Source organism: Curtobacterium sp. MMLR14_006, from assembly GCF_001864985.1.
Classification (GTDB): domain Bacteria; phylum Actinomycetota; class Actinomycetes; order Actinomycetales; family Microbacteriaceae; genus Curtobacterium.
In genome coordinates, this window is the sequence record NZ_MJGU01000022.1 from 181,221 (window position 1) to 196,872 (window position 15,652).

19 protein-coding genes are annotated in these 15,652 nt (G+C 73.4%); 8 read left to right on the top strand and 11 right to left on the bottom strand.

Features of this window, described 5'->3' with window-relative positions:
• Positions 1 to 3: 3 nt before the first annotated feature.
• The gene (locus BIU94_RS09905) at positions 4 to 645 is read right to left on the bottom strand and encodes a nucleoside/nucleotide kinase family protein (protein ID WP_254784799.1); all 642 of its coding nucleotides are present in this window, start codon (positions 643 to 645) and stop codon (positions 4 to 6) included.
• A gap of 54 nt (positions 646 to 699) precedes the next feature.
• On the opposite strand from BIU94_RS09905, the gene BIU94_RS09910 reads away from it, so the two are divergent.
• Positions 700 to 1,089 carry a VOC family protein gene (locus tag BIU94_RS09910; protein ID WP_071258474.1) on the top strand — a complete coding sequence of 130 codons (390 nt, stop codon included), beginning with the start codon at positions 700 to 702 and terminating at the stop codon, positions 1,087 to 1,089.
• 6 nt (positions 1,090 to 1,095) lie between these two features.
• Here BIU94_RS09910 and BIU94_RS09915 read toward each other — a convergent pair whose 3' ends face one another.
• Both BIU94_RS09915 and BIU94_RS09920 read right to left on the bottom strand, forming a co-directional pair.
• Positions 1,096 to 1,536 carry an NUDIX hydrolase gene (locus BIU94_RS09915; RefSeq protein ID WP_071258477.1) on the bottom strand — a complete coding sequence of 147 codons (441 nt, stop codon included), beginning with the start codon at positions 1,534 to 1,536 and terminating at the stop codon, positions 1,096 to 1,098.
• 91 nt (positions 1,537 to 1,627) lie between these two features.
• A complete protein-coding gene (locus BIU94_RS09920; protein WP_071258482.1) occupies positions 1,628 to 2,218 on the bottom strand; it encodes a TetR/AcrR family transcriptional regulator in 591 nt (196 codons plus the stop codon).
• Between the two features lie 243 nt (positions 2,219 to 2,461).
• Here BIU94_RS09920 and BIU94_RS09925 point away from each other — a divergent pair, with 243 nt between their 5' ends.
• On the top strand, positions 2,462 to 3,277 hold the full coding sequence (locus BIU94_RS09925; protein ID WP_175472082.1) for a sugar phosphate isomerase/epimerase: 816 nt from the start codon (positions 2,462 to 2,464) through the stop codon (positions 3,275 to 3,277).
• Complete coding sequence (locus tag BIU94_RS09930) at positions 3,274 to 4,389, top strand: Gfo/Idh/MocA family protein (RefSeq protein WP_071258488.1); 1,116 nt, start codon at positions 3,274 to 3,276, stop codon at positions 4,387 to 4,389. Before BIU94_RS09925 ends, BIU94_RS09930 begins: the two co-directional genes overlap by 4 nt.
• Positions 4,390 to 4,508: 119 nt before the next feature.
• Here BIU94_RS09930 and BIU94_RS09935 read toward each other — a convergent pair whose 3' ends face one another.
• The 5 genes from BIU94_RS09935 to BIU94_RS09955 all read right to left on the bottom strand — a co-directional run bounded on the left by BIU94_RS09935 (position 4,509) and on the right by BIU94_RS09955 (position 7,801).
• Positions 4,509 to 5,015, bottom strand: coding sequence for a hypothetical protein (locus BIU94_RS09935; protein WP_071258491.1), 507 nt, complete (start codon positions 5,013 to 5,015; stop codon positions 4,509 to 4,511).
• A complete protein-coding gene (locus BIU94_RS09940; RefSeq protein ID WP_071258494.1) occupies positions 4,984 to 6,177 on the bottom strand; it encodes a hypothetical protein in 1,194 nt (397 codons plus the stop codon). Before BIU94_RS09940 ends, BIU94_RS09935 begins: the two co-directional genes overlap by 32 nt.
• A gap of 125 nt (positions 6,178 to 6,302) precedes the next feature.
• The gene (locus BIU94_RS09945; protein ID WP_071258499.1) at positions 6,303 to 6,950 is read right to left on the bottom strand and encodes a TetR/AcrR family transcriptional regulator; all 648 of its coding nucleotides are present in this window, start codon (positions 6,948 to 6,950) and stop codon (positions 6,303 to 6,305) included.
• Positions 6,951 to 7,045: 95 nt separating this feature from the next.
• Positions 7,046 to 7,600: a MarR family winged helix-turn-helix transcriptional regulator gene (locus tag BIU94_RS09950; protein WP_071258506.1), complete on the bottom strand. Its 555-nt coding sequence runs from the start codon at positions 7,598 to 7,600 to the stop codon at positions 7,046 to 7,048.
• Positions 7,601 to 7,618: 18 nt separating this feature from the next.
• Positions 7,619 to 7,801, bottom strand: coding sequence for a hypothetical protein (locus BIU94_RS09955; protein ID WP_071258509.1), 183 nt, complete (start codon positions 7,799 to 7,801; stop codon positions 7,619 to 7,621).
• Positions 7,802 to 7,951: 150 nt separating this feature from the next.
• Between BIU94_RS09955 and BIU94_RS09960 the strand changes: the two genes are divergently transcribed.
• The 3 genes from BIU94_RS09960 to BIU94_RS09970 all read left to right on the top strand — a co-directional run bounded on the left by BIU94_RS09960 (position 7,952) and on the right by BIU94_RS09970 (position 10,782).
• Positions 7,952 to 8,638 carry an SDR family NAD(P)-dependent oxidoreductase gene (locus BIU94_RS09960; protein WP_071258512.1) on the top strand — a complete coding sequence of 229 codons (687 nt, stop codon included), beginning with the start codon at positions 7,952 to 7,954 and terminating at the stop codon, positions 8,636 to 8,638.
• Positions 8,639 to 8,899: 261 nt separating this feature from the next.
• Positions 8,900 to 10,111: a sensor histidine kinase gene (locus tag BIU94_RS09965; protein WP_083404735.1), complete on the top strand. Its 1,212-nt coding sequence runs from the start codon at positions 8,900 to 8,902 to the stop codon at positions 10,109 to 10,111.
• Positions 10,108 to 10,782: a response regulator transcription factor gene (locus BIU94_RS09970; protein ID WP_071258515.1), complete on the top strand. Its 675-nt coding sequence runs from the start codon at positions 10,108 to 10,110 to the stop codon at positions 10,780 to 10,782. The genes BIU94_RS09965 and BIU94_RS09970 overlap by 4 nt, the downstream gene beginning before the upstream one ends.
• A gap of 45 nt (positions 10,783 to 10,827) precedes the next feature.
• On the opposite strand, the gene BIU94_RS17080 is transcribed toward BIU94_RS09970, so the two are convergent.
• Positions 10,828 to 11,838 (bottom strand): matrixin family metalloprotease, encoded by a 1,011-nt coding sequence (locus tag BIU94_RS17080; protein ID WP_139196376.1) that lies wholly within the window; start codon positions 11,836 to 11,838, stop codon positions 10,828 to 10,830.
• A 132-nt stretch (positions 11,839 to 11,970) separates the two neighbouring features.
• Here BIU94_RS17080 and BIU94_RS09980 point away from each other — a divergent pair, with 132 nt between their 5' ends.
• Positions 11,971 to 12,825, top strand: a complete 855-nt coding sequence (locus BIU94_RS09980; protein WP_083404769.1) for a phosphotransferase — start codon at positions 11,971 to 11,973, stop codon at positions 12,823 to 12,825.
• A gap of 17 nt (positions 12,826 to 12,842) precedes the next feature.
• Here BIU94_RS09980 and BIU94_RS09985 read toward each other — a convergent pair whose 3' ends face one another.
• Positions 12,843 to 13,781 (bottom strand): SDR family oxidoreductase, encoded by a 939-nt coding sequence (locus BIU94_RS09985; RefSeq protein WP_071258518.1) that lies wholly within the window; start codon positions 13,779 to 13,781, stop codon positions 12,843 to 12,845.
• Positions 13,782 to 13,907: 126 nt separating this feature from the next.
• On the opposite strand from BIU94_RS09985, the gene BIU94_RS09990 reads away from it, so the two are divergent.
• Positions 13,908 to 14,753 carry a helix-turn-helix transcriptional regulator gene (locus BIU94_RS09990; protein WP_071258522.1) on the top strand — a complete coding sequence of 282 codons (846 nt, stop codon included), beginning with the start codon at positions 13,908 to 13,910 and terminating at the stop codon, positions 14,751 to 14,753.
• A gap of 28 nt (positions 14,754 to 14,781) precedes the next feature.
• Here BIU94_RS09990 and BIU94_RS09995 read toward each other — a convergent pair whose 3' ends face one another.
• A complete protein-coding gene (locus BIU94_RS09995) occupies positions 14,782 to 15,600 on the bottom strand; it encodes an SDR family oxidoreductase (protein WP_071258525.1) in 819 nt (272 codons plus the stop codon).
• Positions 15,601 to 15,652 lie beyond the last annotated feature (52 nt).

Consider the following 15,652-nt stretch of genomic DNA (forward strand, 5'->3'; position numbering starts at 1 on the left):
CGGTCACGTCCACACCGTCCGGGAGGCACGGTGCACCGTGGGCGCGACCCTCTCCGCGTTCACGCCGTCGACCTCCACCGCCCAGGTGCGGGCCGCGTCGTGGTCGCGACCGTGCCGCATGTGGCGTCCGACGAGCCGGTCCACCCGGACGGCGTCGTCGACGACGCAGAACCAGGTCTCGGTCAGCAGGCCGCCGAGCGCGGGCCAGGGTTCGGCGTCGTCGAGCAGGTAGTTGCCCTCGGTGACCACGAGCCGGGTCGCGGCGGGGACGGCGATGCTGCCGGCGACGGGTTCGTCGACGCGACGGTCGAAGTCGGGCGCCCACACGACGGGCTCGGTGGGGTCCGCCAGCCGACGCACGAGCGCGACGTAGCCGTCGGCGTCGAAGGTGTCGACGGCGCCCTTGCGGTCGTGCCGACCGAGGGCGTCGAGCGCCGCGTTCGACAGGTGGAAGCCGTCCATCGGCACCTGCACCGCGGTGCCGACACCGAGGCGCTCGTCGACCGCGCCCACGATCCGGCGGGCGAGCGTCGACTTGCCGGCACCCGGGGCCCCGGCGATGCCGAGCACCGTGCGGCGGCGGCCACGCGCGAACTCGACGGCGCGTTCGACGGCGTCGTCGGGGCGCATGCCGGGTCGGTCCACGGCATCATCCTGGCAGAGCGCGCCGACGTGCGGCGGCGGTGGTTCACTTGCCGCATGGTCGATGCGGCGAAGGCGTTCAGCGGGTTCTCGGTGCGCGACGTCGCCGAGGCGAGGGCGTTCTACGAGGGGGTCCTCGGCTTCTCGGTGACCGAGGAGCACGGCATGCTCGTCCTGCGGCTCGACGGCGGGCACGGGGTGCTCGTCTACCCGAAGGGCGACGCGCACGAACCGGCATCCTTCACGGTGCTCAACCTGCCCGTGCCGGACGTCGACGCGGCGGTGGCCGAGCTCACCGCGGCGGGCGTGACGTTCCTGCGGTACGAGGGGCTGACCGACGAGCACGGCGTCAACCGGCGGGGCGGGCCGCTCATCGCGTGGTTCACCGACCCGTCGGGCAACGTGCTCAGCGTCCTCGAGCAGGAGCAGCCGCCGCAGTCGCAGTAGCGCGCGTCAGCGGGCCAGCGCGCCCGCCCAGCCGAGGGCGATCGGCACGAGCAGCCCGTGCCGGTGGTGCGGCAGGTCGGCGATCGGGATCCAGCGCGCCTCGTCCGTCGACCCGTCGACCTCGTCGCGCAGGTCCCCGCCGACGACGGTGACCCGGAAGACGACCTGCACGGCCTTCATCGGCCGGCCGTTGGCGTGCATCCGGCGTTCCGCGGGCACGACGTGGTGCCGGATCCCGAGCAGGGCGCCGACCTCGGACTCGTAGCCGGTCTCCTCGCGGACCTCGCGCACGACCCCCTGTTCGACGGTCTCGTCGAACTCGACGCCGCCGCCCGGCAGCGACCACGTGCCGGCGTCGGGCCAGCGCAGCCGTGCCAGGAGCACGCGGTCGCGGTCGGTGATCACGCCGTAGGCGGCGAGCCGCGTGTCGTAGTCCGTGTACTCCATCAGCCGACCCTGTCAGGGACGTGGGCCGTCGTCGGTGTGCCGCGCCGCGCCTCCCGACCGTCTCGCCGACACGTCCCGGTGACGGTGGCCGTCAGACGCCGACCCGCGCCTCGGCCCAGCCGACGCGCATCCGGGTGACCGCGCGGTCGAAGCCGGCCAGGGGTTCCGCGTCCTCGCGGAGCAGGGACTGCAGCTGCAGGCCCTCGTAGAGGGCCATGAGCTGCTCCGCGGCGTGCCGGGGCGACGCGCCGCGGGGTTCGCGGCCGGCGACGACGTCCCGCACCAGGGCGAGGGTGACGTCCTCGAAGGACTGGGTGTACTGCGCGTGGAACCAGCCGGCGGCCGGGTGACCGGGGTTCGAGGCGGCGCTGAGCACGGCGATCCGGAGCCGGACGAGCGCCGGTTCGGCGAGGCCGGCCTCCAACAGCGCACGCAGGTAGGCGGCGGCGCCGTCGCGCTCGGCGACGGCCCAGGCCGCTCGGCGGCTGCCGTTCAGCCAGCGGTCGATGACCGCGACGACGAGCAGCTCCCACGTCGGGTAGACACGGTGCAGCTCCGCGACCGGGACGTCGGCGCGCACCGCGACCTCGGCCGGCCCGACGCGGTGGAAGTCGGCGGCGCGGTACGCCTCGACGGCGGCGGCGACGATCCGTGCGCGGAGTTCGGAGTCGGGCGTCGGCATGGACACGATTGTCCGCGGCGGGTCCGAGGGGCGCGACCCGCCAGTCCGGGGGGTGCGGCGGAGCAGATCGACCCCGTGACGGCGCGGACGGACCCGGTGCCGACCGGCCGACGAAGCGCCGAGCAGCAAAACTACACACCGGGTGGTTTTTGGGGTAGCGTCGGTGACGATCTCGCCGTGGAGCATCGCTCCTCGTCGGGTCGCGACACCGCCAGGCAGTCAGGACCGAAGGAGCCTCCCGCAATGCCCACCACCTCTGTGCAGCTCTACTCGCTGCGCGACGCCATCGCCGACGACCTCGACAAGGCGATCGCCCGTGTCGCCGAGATCGGGTACGAGAACGTCGAGCCCTACGCGTTCGTCGAGCGCGCCGCCGACCTCGAGCGCGCCTTCGCGGCCACCGGCCTGCGCGCCCCGTCCGGTCACGTCGCCGTGATCGACGCCGAGGACACCGCGCCGATCTGGGACGCCGCCGAGCGTCTCGGCATCCGCACCGTCATCGACCCCTTCATCCCGACCGACCGCTGGCAGACCGCCGACGACGTCGCGCGGATCGCAGAGCGCGTCAACGAGCTGACCGCCGAGGCCGCCGCCCGCGGCCTGCAGTTCGGATACCACAACCACCAGTGGGAGTTCACGAACAAGGTCGACGGCCGCACCGTCTACGACCTCTTCGTGTCGCAGCTGTCCCCGGAGACCGTCCTCGAGGTCGACACCTTCTGGGCCACCGTCGGCGGCGCCGACGCCGCCGCCGTCCTGCGGTCCCTCGGCGACCGCGTCGTCGCGATCCACGTCAAGGACGGCAAGGTCGACGGTGACATCCGCACCGCACTGCCGTCGTCCGAGAGTGCCCTGATCGTCCCCGAGGCCCTGCAGCGCGCCTTCGAGAACCAGACCCCGGCCGGCCAGGGCGACGTCGACGTGGCGGGCATCCTCGCCGCGGCGCCGCAGGCCATCCGCGTCGTCGAGTTCGACGCGTACAAGGGCGACGTCTTCGAGGGCATCACCGAGTCCCTCACCTGGCTCCGCGCCAACGACGACGCCGGGGACGCCGCGTGAGCCGCGTCGGGATCGGCATCATCGGTGCCGGCAACATCTCCACGCAGTACCTCGAGAACCTGACGCAGTTCGCCGACGTCGAGGTCCGCTTCGTCGCCGACGTCCTGCTCGACCGGGCCGCCGCCCAGGCCGCGGCGTACGGGGTCGCGGCGTCCGGCAGCGTCGAGGAGCTCCTGGCCCGCGACGACATCAGCATCGTCATCAACCTGACGATCCCGGCGGCGCACGCCGAGGTCGACCAGCAGATCGTCGACGCCGGCAAGCACGTCTGGAGCGAGAAGCCGATCGCCACCGACCACGAGTCGGCCGCCGCGGTCCTCGCGTCGGCGCAGGCGAAGGGGCTGCGGGTCGCGACCGCGCCGGACACCGTGCTCGGTGCGGGCATCCAGACGGCGCTCCGCGCCATCGCCCGCGGCGACATCGGCGAGCCGCTCTCCGCGACGACTCTGTTCCACGTGCCCGGACCCGAGGCGTGGCACCCGAACCCGGACTTCCTGTTCGCGAAGGGTGCCGGCCCCCTGTTCGACATGGGCCCGTACTACGTCACCACCCTGGTGCACGCGTTCGGCACCGCGTCGCGCGTGCAGGCGGTGTCCTCGAAGTCGCTCGACCGCCGCACGATCGCGTCCGGTGACCGTGCCGGCGAGACGTTCCCCGTCGAGGTGCCGACCCACCACGCCGCGCTCATCGAGTTCGCCGGCGGGCAGTCCGCCCAGTCGACGTTCTCGTTCCAGCACGCCCTGCCCCGCATGGGCTTCGTCGAGATCAACGGCACCCTCGGCACGATCTCGCTGCCGGACCCGAACACCTTCGAGGGCTCGTCGCAGCTGTGGCGCTACGGCCAGGACGAGCCGGAGACCCTCGAGGCCGTCGGTTCCACCTGGGGCCGCGGCACCGGCGTCGTCGAGCTCGCCCGCGCAATCGCCGAGGACCGCCCCGAGCGCGCCTCGGGTGCGGTCGCGCTGCACGTCCTCGACGTGCTGCTCGGCATCCGCGACGCGGCCGAGTCGGGTTCCGCGGTCGAGATCGCGTCGAGCGTGGACGCGGTCCCGCCGCTGCCCGAGGACTTCGACCCTGCGGCCGCGGTCCTGACGGCGGGCGTCGACGCGTAGGCACTGCACGAACAGGAACGGTCGGGCACCCTGTCGGGGGCCCGACCGTTCTCTCGTTCATCGGACCTGCGGTCGGCGCCCGTCGATCGGCCACCGGCGGCGATGCATCTCCGACGGGGTCAACAACTCGCGCTCATCTCGATCGTCGAGTAGGTGTCGGTCACGTACTCCCTGTCACCCTCCGTGTACCGGATGACGATCGTGCCGAGTGAACCGCCGTCGTCTCGCATTCGTCGTACTCCGACGACCAGACCGACCTCCTTGCCGGACGGAACGACCGCCCCGACAGCCTCGCGCTTGCCCGGCCACTTCCCCGACAGCGGCCACTTCGATGTGGCGACACCCCCTCCCGGTCGGTCCACGAGTACCGCGCCGATGATGCGCAGTCCGTCCTGACGGCTGGAGGTCACTTCGTCGATGGTGATCGGGCCGCCCGACTCTCGTTCGAGGTCGATCCCGACGCCGAACTGACCCAGTTCGGTGAGACCGCAGTAGATCAGCCCCTGGTCCTCGAACTGCAGCGTGCCGTCTTCGTTCGAGGCGCAGCCGCCGGTGATCGCGATGAGTACGAGACCCGCGAGGCCGGCTACCCACCTACTTCGTGACTGCACGTTCTGGCGCGGCACCCCAGTTGCCCTTCGTCCCGCAGATCCGCTTCGTCGATCCCGACTTGTTCAAGTAGGACATCGACGCTGATGCGCTCCAGCCGGTCTTCGCGGTGAGCGTGACGCCAAGCGGGCCGAGGAAGTTCACCGCTTGTTCCCAGGTGTTCGCCGCGGTGGTGTCCGTGGTGATCGTCGTGCCGTTGGCGAAGGGCGTGCAGCGCGAGGCTGCAGGTACCGGCGCAGAAGCGACTTGGGAACCACCGGCGTACCCCGTCGCACGGACCACGTGGTTGTACACCCGGTTCTGTGACGAGCCGAGCGGGCGGCACCACTGTGCGTACTGACCGTAGGTGAAGTAGGTGTAGTAAGCCGTGCCGCCGTAGCGCGCTCCGTAGTCGATCGTCGAGGTCGAGGAGCGACTCGACGTTCCTGCCTTCGACCACGATCCCTTCTTGGCGTTCGCCGAGAAGACGACGCCGAGGTTCGAGGTGGCTCCGTTCTTGTAGGTGAACCGACCGTTCGTGTACGGGGCGACACCGTAGGTCGCTCCGACGAGCACCCGCCGCTGCCCGAGGTTCTTCGTCTTCGTCTCGCCGCAGATCTGGGTGAACGGCGTCGGCTGGTCCGACGCGGCACGACTGGTCGAGGGCAGCACGGCCATCCCGACGTCTGCGGGCGAGCTGACCGTGCTCGTGGCCGTCATCGACACCGGCTCGGGATGCTCGACTGCCGACCGAGCCGAGGCGGCGTCGGTGCTCGGATCGCGCAACTCGATCGTGTCTCCTCGTTCGACGACCTTGCGGCTCATGGCGAACGGTGCGTACTCGGACCCGTCGACGGCGCGCACCTCCAGGTCGACCACACCGCCCGGATCGGCGGCGCCGCGGACCGCCTGGACGTCGGAGACGGTCAGCGAGAACGATCCGGACGCTCCGACCGTGCCGGACGCCACGGGCGTCGCGCTCGACGATGCGCCGACGGGCGACGGACCGGCCTCGTCCTCGCGTTCGGTGGCGAACAGCGCGACGGGCGTGCCCGCTCGGAACGCTGTGCCGTCCTGACGGTGCACCGTCCCCGACACGGTCGGGCCGTCGGCCTGCTCCGCGTTCGCGGTCACCGATCCGAGCGTGATGCTCGAGAGCACCAAACCGACGCCCGCGGCCATCCCAACGATCTTCTGCATGAGGTCCCCTTCGACTGATGGTCGTCCGAGCCTACACAGAATCTGATATCCACAACATCACTGGATGGTCAGTGGCACTCGGGTAGGGGAAGACGACGACCGAACGTGGACGCGCCGCCTCCTGCTCACTCGAGCGGCGACGACGGCGACGCGGGTGGCACCGGCGGCACCGGCGGCACCAGCGACTCGAGCAGGCGCAGCACCCGCTCGCTGTCGACGGCCTCCGGGTCGAGCAACCACTGCACCTGCAGCCCGTCCGAGGCGGCGATGCTCAGGGACGCCAGGTCGACGGGGTCCAGGTCCGCGCGGATGCGGCCCCGGGCCTGGTCGGCCTCGATGAGGGCGGCGAGGTCGGCCCGGAGTCCGGTGAAGCGCTGCCGCATGAACTCCCGGGTCGCCGGGTGGCCCTCCTGCACGGCGTCGGCCCCGAGGGTCGTGTACAGCTGCACGAGCCCCGGCACGGCCCGGTTGCGCAGGGCGCTGTCCCGCATGTCCCCGATCGCGGACAGCAGGCGGTCGGGTGCCTGCTGCTCCCGCACCTCGTGCTCGCGGTAGACCGCGAGCAGCAGTTCGTCCCGGCTCGGGAAGTAGTGGCGGAGTGCGGCGTGCGTGATCCCGAGGGCGTCGGCGACGGACCGCAGCGACGACGCGTCGACGCCCTGCTCCGCGACCATGCGGATCATCTCGTCGAGGATCTGCGCCCGGCGCTCGGCACCCTTGCGGTAGCCGCCCCGCCGCGGCGGGGCCGCGTCGTCGTCGTCGGCGTGCGTCATGCACCCAACTTACCGCTGGAAGGTTTTCCCGCCACCGTCGGATGGGAGGCCCGTGCCGGCGCCGCCACGGGCCTCCCGTCCGGCAGCCGGTCGCGTCAGCCCTGCGGGTCGGGTCGGTCCTGCTCGTCGACCGTGTACTCGTCGACCGGTGCCGGCGTGCCGGCGGCGAGCGCCTCGACCACCCGGGTGAGGGAGCGCGCGAGGACCTCGTTGTCGGCGTCGGAGAGCTCGTCGACGACCCCGACCACGGCCTCGTGGAAGCGGGCGTACGAGGCGTCGATCTTCGCGGCGGCGTGGTCGGTGGGTCCGAGCAGCTGCGCGCGGCGGTCGCTGGGGTGGGCGGTGCGCAGGAGCAGCCCCTTCTCGACGAGGGCGTCGACGATCTTCGTCACCGACGCGTTCGACACGGCGAGCATCACGGCGAGGTCCTTCGGACCCATCGTCCGGCCGTCACGGTGTGCCTGGAGCAGGTAGCGGACCGCCAGGAACTCGTTCTTCGTCAGGTCGCTCTCGACGCGGGCCGACTCGATCTGCTGCTCCTCGGCGTGCTGCAGCTGCAGCAGGGCGTCGACGGCGGTCCTCGCGGCCCGGCTCCGGGGCTCGCGCGTGTAGAGGTGGGCGTGCTCTCGGCGGACGACGGTCAACGGCATGTGCGCACGTGCTCCTGGTCAGGCGGTGGGGACGGCGAAGAAGTCACCGTAGGACGGCTCGACGTGGCCGGCGAGCAGCGACGGGTCGGCGATGCGGCGCTCGACGTACGCGTCGATCACGGCGGGGTCGGTCAGGCCGACGCGGGTGTGGCTGCTCCCGATCCGTGCGACCCGAGGCATCCCGGAGTACGTGCTGTGCATGTGTGGTCCCGCCCTTCTGCCGTGCGTCCCCTGCGGACGAGGTGACTCTTTCACAAGGTGAACGTTCTTCGCAACGAAACAGTTGTCGGCATGTACGTTTCGCGAAGTGAACGACCTGCGCCGGGCTCCGGACGGGCCTACGGTGGCGGCATGGACCTCGAACTGCAGCACCGCGTCGCCCTCGTCGTCGGCGGCAAGGGGTACGTCGGCGCCGCGGTCGCCGACCGCCTCCGGACCGAGGGCGCGACCGTCGTCGTCGCCTCGCGCTCCGCGGGGGACGACGACGCCTCGGTGACGATGGACACCGCCTCGCAGGCGTCCGTCGACGCGGCGGTCGCGACCGTCCTCGAGCGGTACGGGCGCATCGACGTCCTCGTGGTCACCGCCGCGCCGAGCGCCGGGACGCTCGACCCGGCGAAGCGGTCCGACCCCGCCCAGGTGCTCGACGCGATCGACGGCAAGGCGATCGGGTTCCTCCGGGTCGCCACCGCGGTGCTGCCCGGCCAGCGGGACGCCGGTCACGGCCGGGTCGTCGTGGTGAGCGGGCAGAACGCCTACCTGTCGGGCAACATCACCGCCTCGTTGCGGAACGCGGCCGTCGGCGTGATCGCGAAGAACCTCGCCGACGAGAACGCGGGCACCGGGGTGACGGTGAACGTCGTCAACCCCGGCACGGTGACGGACACCCCGTCCGCCGCGGTGCGGCCGGGTGCCGGCGGCGAGTCGAGCCCCGAGCAGATCGCCGACCTCGTGGCGTTCCTGTCGTCACCACGGTCGGTGGTGTCCGGCGAGTCGATCTCGATCGCGCACCGGGTGCTCGGCACCGTCACGTACTGAGCCCCGGGGCCGAGGCAGCGGCCTGCCGGTTCACCCTGCGGGACGAACGCCCTTCCGCCCCTGGCCCGATGCCGTCGTGCCCGCGGTCCGTCAGGCTCGACGGCATGGACACCTCCACGAAGCACACGATCGCCACGCTGCTGCTCTGCGCCGCCATCGTCGTCGTGACCGTCGTCACGCTCGTCGCCATGTCGCCCACGCCGTGACCCCCGGGTGCGCCGCCGGCACGCTGCCGTGCGGGCCCCGTGCGAAGATCGTGCCGTGACCGAACGGGGCAGGTTCATCCGGCCGCTCGCCACGCGTTCGATCGCCGTCGACGTGGCCTGGGCGGCCCTCGCGGCGTTCGTCTTCCTGCTCCCGATCGACCTCGCACTCGAACAGGCCAGCCTGGCCGCGGTACTGACGGCATCGGGCGCGATCGCCCTGCGGCGGATCTCGCCGTCGGCGTCGATGTTCATGATGGTCGTGCTCGGCATCGTCCAGGTCGGCGGCAGCGAGCGCCCCTCGCTCGTCGACCTCGCGATGTTCGTCGTCATCGGCACCGTCGCGGTGGTCGGCACCCGCACCGAGGTCATCGTCGCCGGCGTCCTCGCGTTCCTGGCCGGGGTCGGGGCGACGTTCTACCTCGCGGCGACCGGCTTCCGCTTCCTCGTCCTCATCAACGGCCCGCGCGACCAGGCGTTCCTGGCGCTGGCCGCACCCGTGACGGCGCTCCTCGGGGTGTGGGCCGGCGGCCTCGCCCTCCGCGCGTTCCGGTCCCGCGACCGCGAGTCGGAGCGACGGGCCGACGCCGAGGCCGCCGCGTCCCGCGCCGAGGCCGTCGCCACCCGGGCCGAGGCGACGGCCACCCGCGCGATCGACGTCGCCGAGTCGGAGCGCATCCGCGTCGACATCGCCCGCGACGTGCACGACGTCGTCGGGCACTCGCTCGCGGTGATCATCGCGCAGGCCGACTCGGTGCCGTTCCTCGACGACGAAGCGCGCATCCGCGAGGTGAGCGCGACCATCGCGAGCACCGCCCGCAGCTCGCTGGTCGAGGTGCGGCAGGTCCTCGGCCAGATCGACGGGTCGTCGACGACCACCGACCCGGGGTCGCTCGACGCGATCGTGCAGGGCATCCGCGAGGCCGGCGTCCACGTCGACCACACCGTCCGCGGCACCCCGGTCGTCCTCGGCCCGGAGCCCGGCACCGCCGCGCGCCGGGTCCTGCAGGAGATGCTCACGAACGCGCTCCGCCACGGTGCCCCCGGCGCCACCGTGGTCGTGCGCGAGACCTGGCGGGGCGCCGACCTGGTGTTCGAGGTCGAGAACCCCGTCGGCGACGGCTCGACCGGCGGCTCCGGCCGCGGCACGGCCGGCATGGAGTCCCGACTCACCGCACTCGGCGGGTCCTTCGACGCCGCCGTGCTCGACGGCGTGTTCACCGCACGCGCCCGCATCCCGTACGACGTCCAAGGGGGACCAGTCCGATGACCGAACCGATCAGGATCCTGCTCACCGACGACCAGGCGCTGTTCCGCGCCGGGTTGCGGGTGGTGCTCGACGCCCAGGACGACATGCAGGTGGTGGGCGAGGCGTCGGACGGGGCCGAGGCACTCGCGCGCATCCCGGAGCTCCGCCCCGACGTGGTGCTGCTCGACATGCGGATGGCCGGCGTGGACGGCGTCGAGACGGTCCGGCGGTTGTTCTCCGGTGCCGTCGAGGGGCCGCTCCCCCGCGTCGTCGTGCTCACCACCTTCGGGCTCGACCCGGCGGCGGCGACCGCGATCCGGCTCGGCGCGAGCGGCTTCCTGCTGAAGGACACCACCCCGACGTTCCTGTTCGCCGCCGTGCGGGCGGTGCACGAGGGCAGCTCGGTGATCGCGCCGAACGACCTGGCGCAGCTCTTCGGCGCCGACGTCGCGCGCGCCCCGGCACCGCAGCCGCCGGAGTTCGCGGCCCTGACCGAGCGGGAGCGCGTCGTGTTCGGCTGGGCGTCCCGCGGCCTGTCGAACGCCGAGATCGCGACGAAGGAGTTCGTCACCGAGTCCACGGTGAAGACGCAGATCTCGAGCATCCTCGGCAAGCTCGCGCTGCGCGACCGGGTGCAGCTCGTCGTGTACGCGCACGACCACGGGCTCGCCGGCGCCCGGGGCGAGGCCTAGCGCCCGGCAGTGCCGGAGCGACGCCGGTCAGCCCGGCTGCGCCGGTCAGCCCCGGGAGAGTGCGGCGAGTCCCCGCAGGTCGCCGAGGCCGAGCGTCCGCTGCGCCGTGTCGCACACCGGCGACGCCGGCTTCATCACGAGCCCGGACCGCTGCGCCGTGTGCCCGAGCCCGACGGTGTGCCCCCACTCGTGCGTGGCGATCCCGCGCAGGTCGTACCGGGGCCCCGAGCACGTCGCGGTCGACGACCAGCGCTGCGTGGTCGAGTACCGCTGGTCCGACTCGAGCGCGACCCCGTCGGTGGTCGACCACGTGCAGGTCAGGGCGAGCGTCGCCCCGGGCAGCGACCCCCACCCGACGACGCTCGTGCCGTTCGACGCACCGCACCCACCGTCGGCGGTGACGGCCGGCCGCTGCTTCGCCGTACCCAGGTAGCGCTGGGTCACCGCGGAGCGGACGGTCTCGCCGCACACCGAGACCGTGCCGGTCCAGGCCTGCGCCCCCGCCTGCACGGCCGTCGGCTTCGTGACCTTCGCCCCCGAGGGGTTGTACCGCCAGCGGATCGTGGACGTCCAGTGCGCGCCGGTCAGCGTGTACGCGGTGCTCCCGCAGCTCGCCGTGGTGGTGGTGCCGGGCGCCGCCCCCGGGGTGCCGAGCGTGGCGACGAGCGTCCGCCGCTGGACGGCCGCGCGTTCCTGTCGGACGGCGGTCGGCGACCCCTGCCAGACGTCGTCGACCAGGACGGCGACCCCGGCACGACCGCGGTTGGCGACCACGACGTCGCCGGGGTCGACGTCGTCGGCGGCCACCGGGTCCGCGGCCACGCGGACACCGGTCGGCGGCACGGCGAACGTCCGGCCGTCGTCGAGCCGGAGCGTCCCGCCGTCGACGTCGCAGCCGCTCGCGAGGTCGTGCACCGACAGGTCGGCACCGTGGCACGGCACGGCCGCCCGCACCGCTCCGACGTCCCAGGTGCTCGCCGTCCCCGGCACGGCGACGACCGCCGTCAGCAGGGACCCGAGCACGACGGCGCCCACGGTGGTGGTCGAAGCGCGCATGGTGTCCCTTCCGGCGCGGGAGGAGCCCCCACCCCGGCAGCGGAGGACTGCAACAGTGTGCGGAGCGGCCGTGGACCCGACAAGCCCCCAGAACGGCCGGTCCGCTGCCCGGACGTCGGGTACGGTGCCGTGGTGCAGTGGGGGCGGACCGGACTCGACGACCAGCAGGCGGCGTTCGTGCGCGCCGTGCTCCCGGGGGCCGAGGTGGTCGGCGACGACTCCTGGGGCCTCCTCGACACGATCGTCCTGCACGTCGTCGCCGAGGGGCGTGCCTACACGGTCAAGGCCTGCGGTCCGGACAACACGCACTTCCCCCGGGAACTCGAGGCGCACCGGCACTGGACGGGTCCCCTGCTCGCGACCGGGGACACCAACGCCCTCGTCGCGGTCGACGAGGAGCACCGCGTGCTCGTGGTCACGCGCGTCCCGGGGCACCTGGCACTGGACACCCCCGACGCCACCGACCCGGACGTGCACCGGCAGGCGGGCGTGCTGCTGCGCCGGCTGCACGACCAGGGCACCCGGCACGACCCCGACCACCGGGTCCGCGAGCACGCGAAGGCGGTGGCGGCGCTCGACGCCCCGCACCGCATCGCCCCGGGGACGGTCGACCGGGTCCGCGCGGTCCTCGGCGAGCGCCCCGGCGGCGGTGTCGTCGAGCCGCTCGTCCCGACGCACGGCGACTGGCACCCCCGCAACTGGGTCGTCGACGACGGGCACCTGCGGGCGATCGACTTCGGGCGCTTCGCCTGGCGGCCGGCGACGGCGGACCTCACCCGGCTCGCGGTGCACCACTGGCAGCACGACCCCGTGCTCGAGGCCGCGTTCCTGGCGGGCTACGGCCGCGATCCGCGCGACCCGGAGCAGTGGCGTCTGCTGCAGCTCCGCGAGGCCGTCGGCACCGCGGTCTGGGCACACGCGGTGGGCGACGAGGACTTCGAGGCGCAGGGGCACGACATGCTCCGCGACGCCCTCGCGGCCTTCTGACGCGCAGCCGGCACCGGTCACCCGGCGAGCCGCACCCCCGTGAGCTCCGCGGTCACGTCCCACAGCCGCGCCGCGTCGGCGTCCCGACGCATCGGTGCCCACGGCTCCTGCCGACCGGCGGGACCACCGACGCCACCGGGTCCGGTCGGCCCGACGAACGCGTCGGCGAGGTCCTCGCGCGTGGCCGCGAGCACCGCCGGGTCGGCGGCGGTCTCGGGCGTCCCCACCAGCAGCCCGTGCGCCGACAGCCACCGGATGAGCCGCACCTGCGGGGTGTCCCGCGTGCGGCCCAGCTCGGGGCGTGCGGCGAGGAGCGAGGTCGGTGCGACGCCGGGGTGGCTCACGGCGCTCGTGACGCCCCACCCGCCGGCGCGGCTGCGCCGCCCGAGCTCGAAGGCGAAGAGGGCGCCCGCGAGCTTCGACTGCCCGTACGCCCGCCCGCCGTGGTACCGCTGCTCGAACTGCAGGTCGTCCCACTGCACGGACGCCCCGCGCGCCGCGACGCTCGACTGCACCACCACCCGGCCACCGGCGGCGCGGAGCAGCGGCAGCACCCCGCCGACGAGCGCGGCGTGCCCGAGGTGGTTCGTGCCGAACTGCAGCTCGAACCCGTCCGCGGTCGTCGCACGCTCGGGCGGCGTCATCACGCCGGCGTTCGCGACGAGCACGTCGATCGGTGCTCCGTCCGCGCGCAGCCGGTCGGTGAGCGCGGCGACCGAGGCGAGGGACGACAGGTCGGCGTCCTCGAGCACGAGCGCGGCGTCGGGGTGCCGGTCGCGCACCCGGGCGATCGCCGCCGCCCCCTTCTCGCGGTTGCGCACCGGCAGGACGACCTCGGCGCCGGCGGCGGCGAACCGTCCGGCGAGCACGAGGCCGATGCCGTCGCTGCCGCCGGTCACCAGGACACGGCGACCGGTCAGGTCGGGGACGGACGGGTGGTCGTGGTGCTGCGGCATGGTCTGGTCCTCTCGCGGTCGGGCACCGCGCTCGGTGCCCCACGTCGATGCTCGCCGGACCGCCGCCGCCGAGCCACGGCCTGACGATCCGTGGCTCCGGGGACCGCGTCGCGAGAGGATGTGCCCATGATCGATCGACCAGGCCTGGCGGAGTTCCTGCGCGGCCGTCGGGCAGCGCTGCAGCCGGAGGACGTCGGACTGCCGCGCGGGCAGCGCCGCCGCACCGACGGCCTGCGCCGCGAAGAGGCCGCGATGCTCGCCAACATGTCCGTCGACTACTACGCGCGGCTCGAGCGTGAGCGGGGTCCGCAGCCCTCGGACCAGATGCTCGCCTCGATCGCCCAGGGGCTCCGCCTGAGCCTCGACGAGCGCGACCACCTGTTCCGGCTCGCCGGGCACCAGCCGCCGGCCGCGGGTCCCGGGGGCGACCACGTCGACCCGGGGATGATGCGGATCCTCGACCAGCTCGCCGAGACCCCGGCCGAGGTCGTCTCCGAGCTCGGTGAGACGCTGCAGCAGACCCCGCTGGCGGCGGCGATCGCCGGTGACGCCCGCGAGCGCCGCGGCGACGCCAGGAGCGCGGGGTTCCGGTGGTTCACCGACCCCGCCGAGCGCGACCGCCGCCCAGCCGACGAGCACGACTTCACGTCGCGCATGTACGCCGCGGGGCTCCGCGACGTCGTGGCCCGACGCGGGCCGCGGTCACGGGCCGCGCAGCTGGCCGACCGCCTGCTCGAGCAGAGCGAGGAGTTCCGCACGGTGTGGGCGGCGCACGAGGTCGGCGTCCGTCCGGAGGCGGTCAAGCGGTACCTCCACCCGGAGGTGGGCGAGCTGACCCTGCACTGCCAGGTCCTGCAGGACGTCCGCCGCTCGCACACGCTGCTCGTGCACACGGCCGAGCCGGGGAGCGTGAGCGCCGAACGCCTGCGCCTGCTCGGCGTCGTCGGCGCCGACGCCCACCGCGTCCGCTGACCCGGCCGCGACCGCGGCCCCGGCGGCGTCAGGCCCCGTGCGCCTCCTCGGACACCGGCTGCCACGCACGCCACGTGGCGAGACGGGACTCGTAGTCCCGCTCCGCGATGCCGAGGGGCGCCTTGCCGAAGAACACGCGCAGCGGCGGCTCCTCGGCGTCGACGACCTGCAGGATCGCCGACCGCGTCGCCTCGGGCTTGCCCGGGTCGGCGGCCGACGGACGCTTCGAGGCGGCCTCGCGGACGGCGGCGTAGGCCGGGATCTCCTCGCTGCGCTTCGCCGAGGGGCCGGACCAGTCCGTCGAGTACCCGCCCGGCTCGACGAGCGTGACCGAGATGCCGAAGCCGGCGACCTCCTGCGCGAGCGACTGGGACAGCCCCTCGAGCGCCCACTTCGACGCGTGGTAGGCGCCGACGGTCGGGAACGCGCTGATCCCGCCGATGCTCGACACCTGCACGATGTGCCCGGAGCCCTGCTCGCGCATGACCGGGAGCGCCGCCTGGGTGACCCAGAGCGCGCCGAACAGGTTCGTCTCGAGCTGGGCGCGGACCTCGTCCTCGGTGAGCTCCTCGACCATGCCGAAGTGGCCGAAGCCGGCGTTGTTGACGACGACGTCGAGCGAGCCGAAGTGCTCGGCGGCGCGCTGCACCGCGGCGAAGTCGGCGTCGCGGTCGGTGACGTCGAGCTGCAGCGCGAGGAACGTGTCCGGGTACTGCGTGACGAGTTCCTGCACGTCGTCGGGGTTCCGGGCCGTGCCGGCGACGGAGTCGCCACGTTCCAGGGCGGCCTCCGCCCACTCGCGGCCGAAGCCCTTGGACGCTCCGGTGATGAACCAGGTCTTGCTCATGTGTCCTCCTCGGTCTGCCGTCGGACCTCCGACGCCGTCTGACGCCGGACGA

Coding starts and splice junctions, on each gene's coding strand:
- BIU94_RS09910 (WP_071258474.1), top strand. CDS start 700: ATGGTCGATGCGGCGAAGGCGTTCAGCGGGTTCTCGGTGCGCGACGTC.
- BIU94_RS09915 (WP_071258477.1), bottom strand. CDS start 1,536: ATGGAGTACACGGACTACGACACGCGGCTCGCCGCCTACGGCGTGATC.
- BIU94_RS09920 (WP_071258482.1), bottom strand. CDS start 2,218: ATGCCGACGCCCGACTCCGAACTCCGCGCACGGATCGTCGCCGCCGCC.
- BIU94_RS09925 (WP_175472082.1), top strand. CDS start 2,462: ATGCCCACCACCTCTGTGCAGCTCTACTCGCTGCGCGACGCCATCGCC.
- BIU94_RS09940 (WP_071258494.1), bottom strand. CDS start 6,177: ATGCAGAAGATCGTTGGGATGGCCGCGGGCGTCGGTTTGGTGCTCTCG.
- BIU94_RS09945 (WP_071258499.1), bottom strand. CDS start 6,950: ATGACGCACGCCGACGACGACGACGCGGCCCCGCCGCGGCGGGGCGGC.
- BIU94_RS09950 (WP_071258506.1), bottom strand. CDS start 7,600: ATGCCGTTGACCGTCGTCCGCCGAGAGCACGCCCACCTCTACACGCGC.
- BIU94_RS09955 (WP_071258509.1), bottom strand. CDS start 7,801: ATGCACAGCACGTACTCCGGGATGCCTCGGGTCGCACGGATCGGGAGC.
- BIU94_RS09960 (WP_071258512.1), top strand. CDS start 7,952: ATGGACCTCGAACTGCAGCACCGCGTCGCCCTCGTCGTCGGCGGCAAG.
- BIU94_RS09970 (WP_071258515.1), top strand. CDS start 10,108: ATGACCGAACCGATCAGGATCCTGCTCACCGACGACCAGGCGCTGTTC.
- BIU94_RS17080 (WP_139196376.1), bottom strand. CDS start 11,838: ATGCGCGCTTCGACCACCACCGTGGGCGCCGTCGTGCTCGGGTCCCTG.
- BIU94_RS09985 (WP_071258518.1), bottom strand. CDS start 13,781: ATGCCGCAGCACCACGACCACCCGTCCGTCCCCGACCTGACCGGTCGC.
- BIU94_RS09990 (WP_071258522.1), top strand. CDS start 13,908: ATGATCGATCGACCAGGCCTGGCGGAGTTCCTGCGCGGCCGTCGGGCA.
- BIU94_RS09995 (WP_071258525.1), bottom strand. CDS start 15,600: ATGAGCAAGACCTGGTTCATCACCGGAGCGTCCAAGGGCTTCGGCCGC.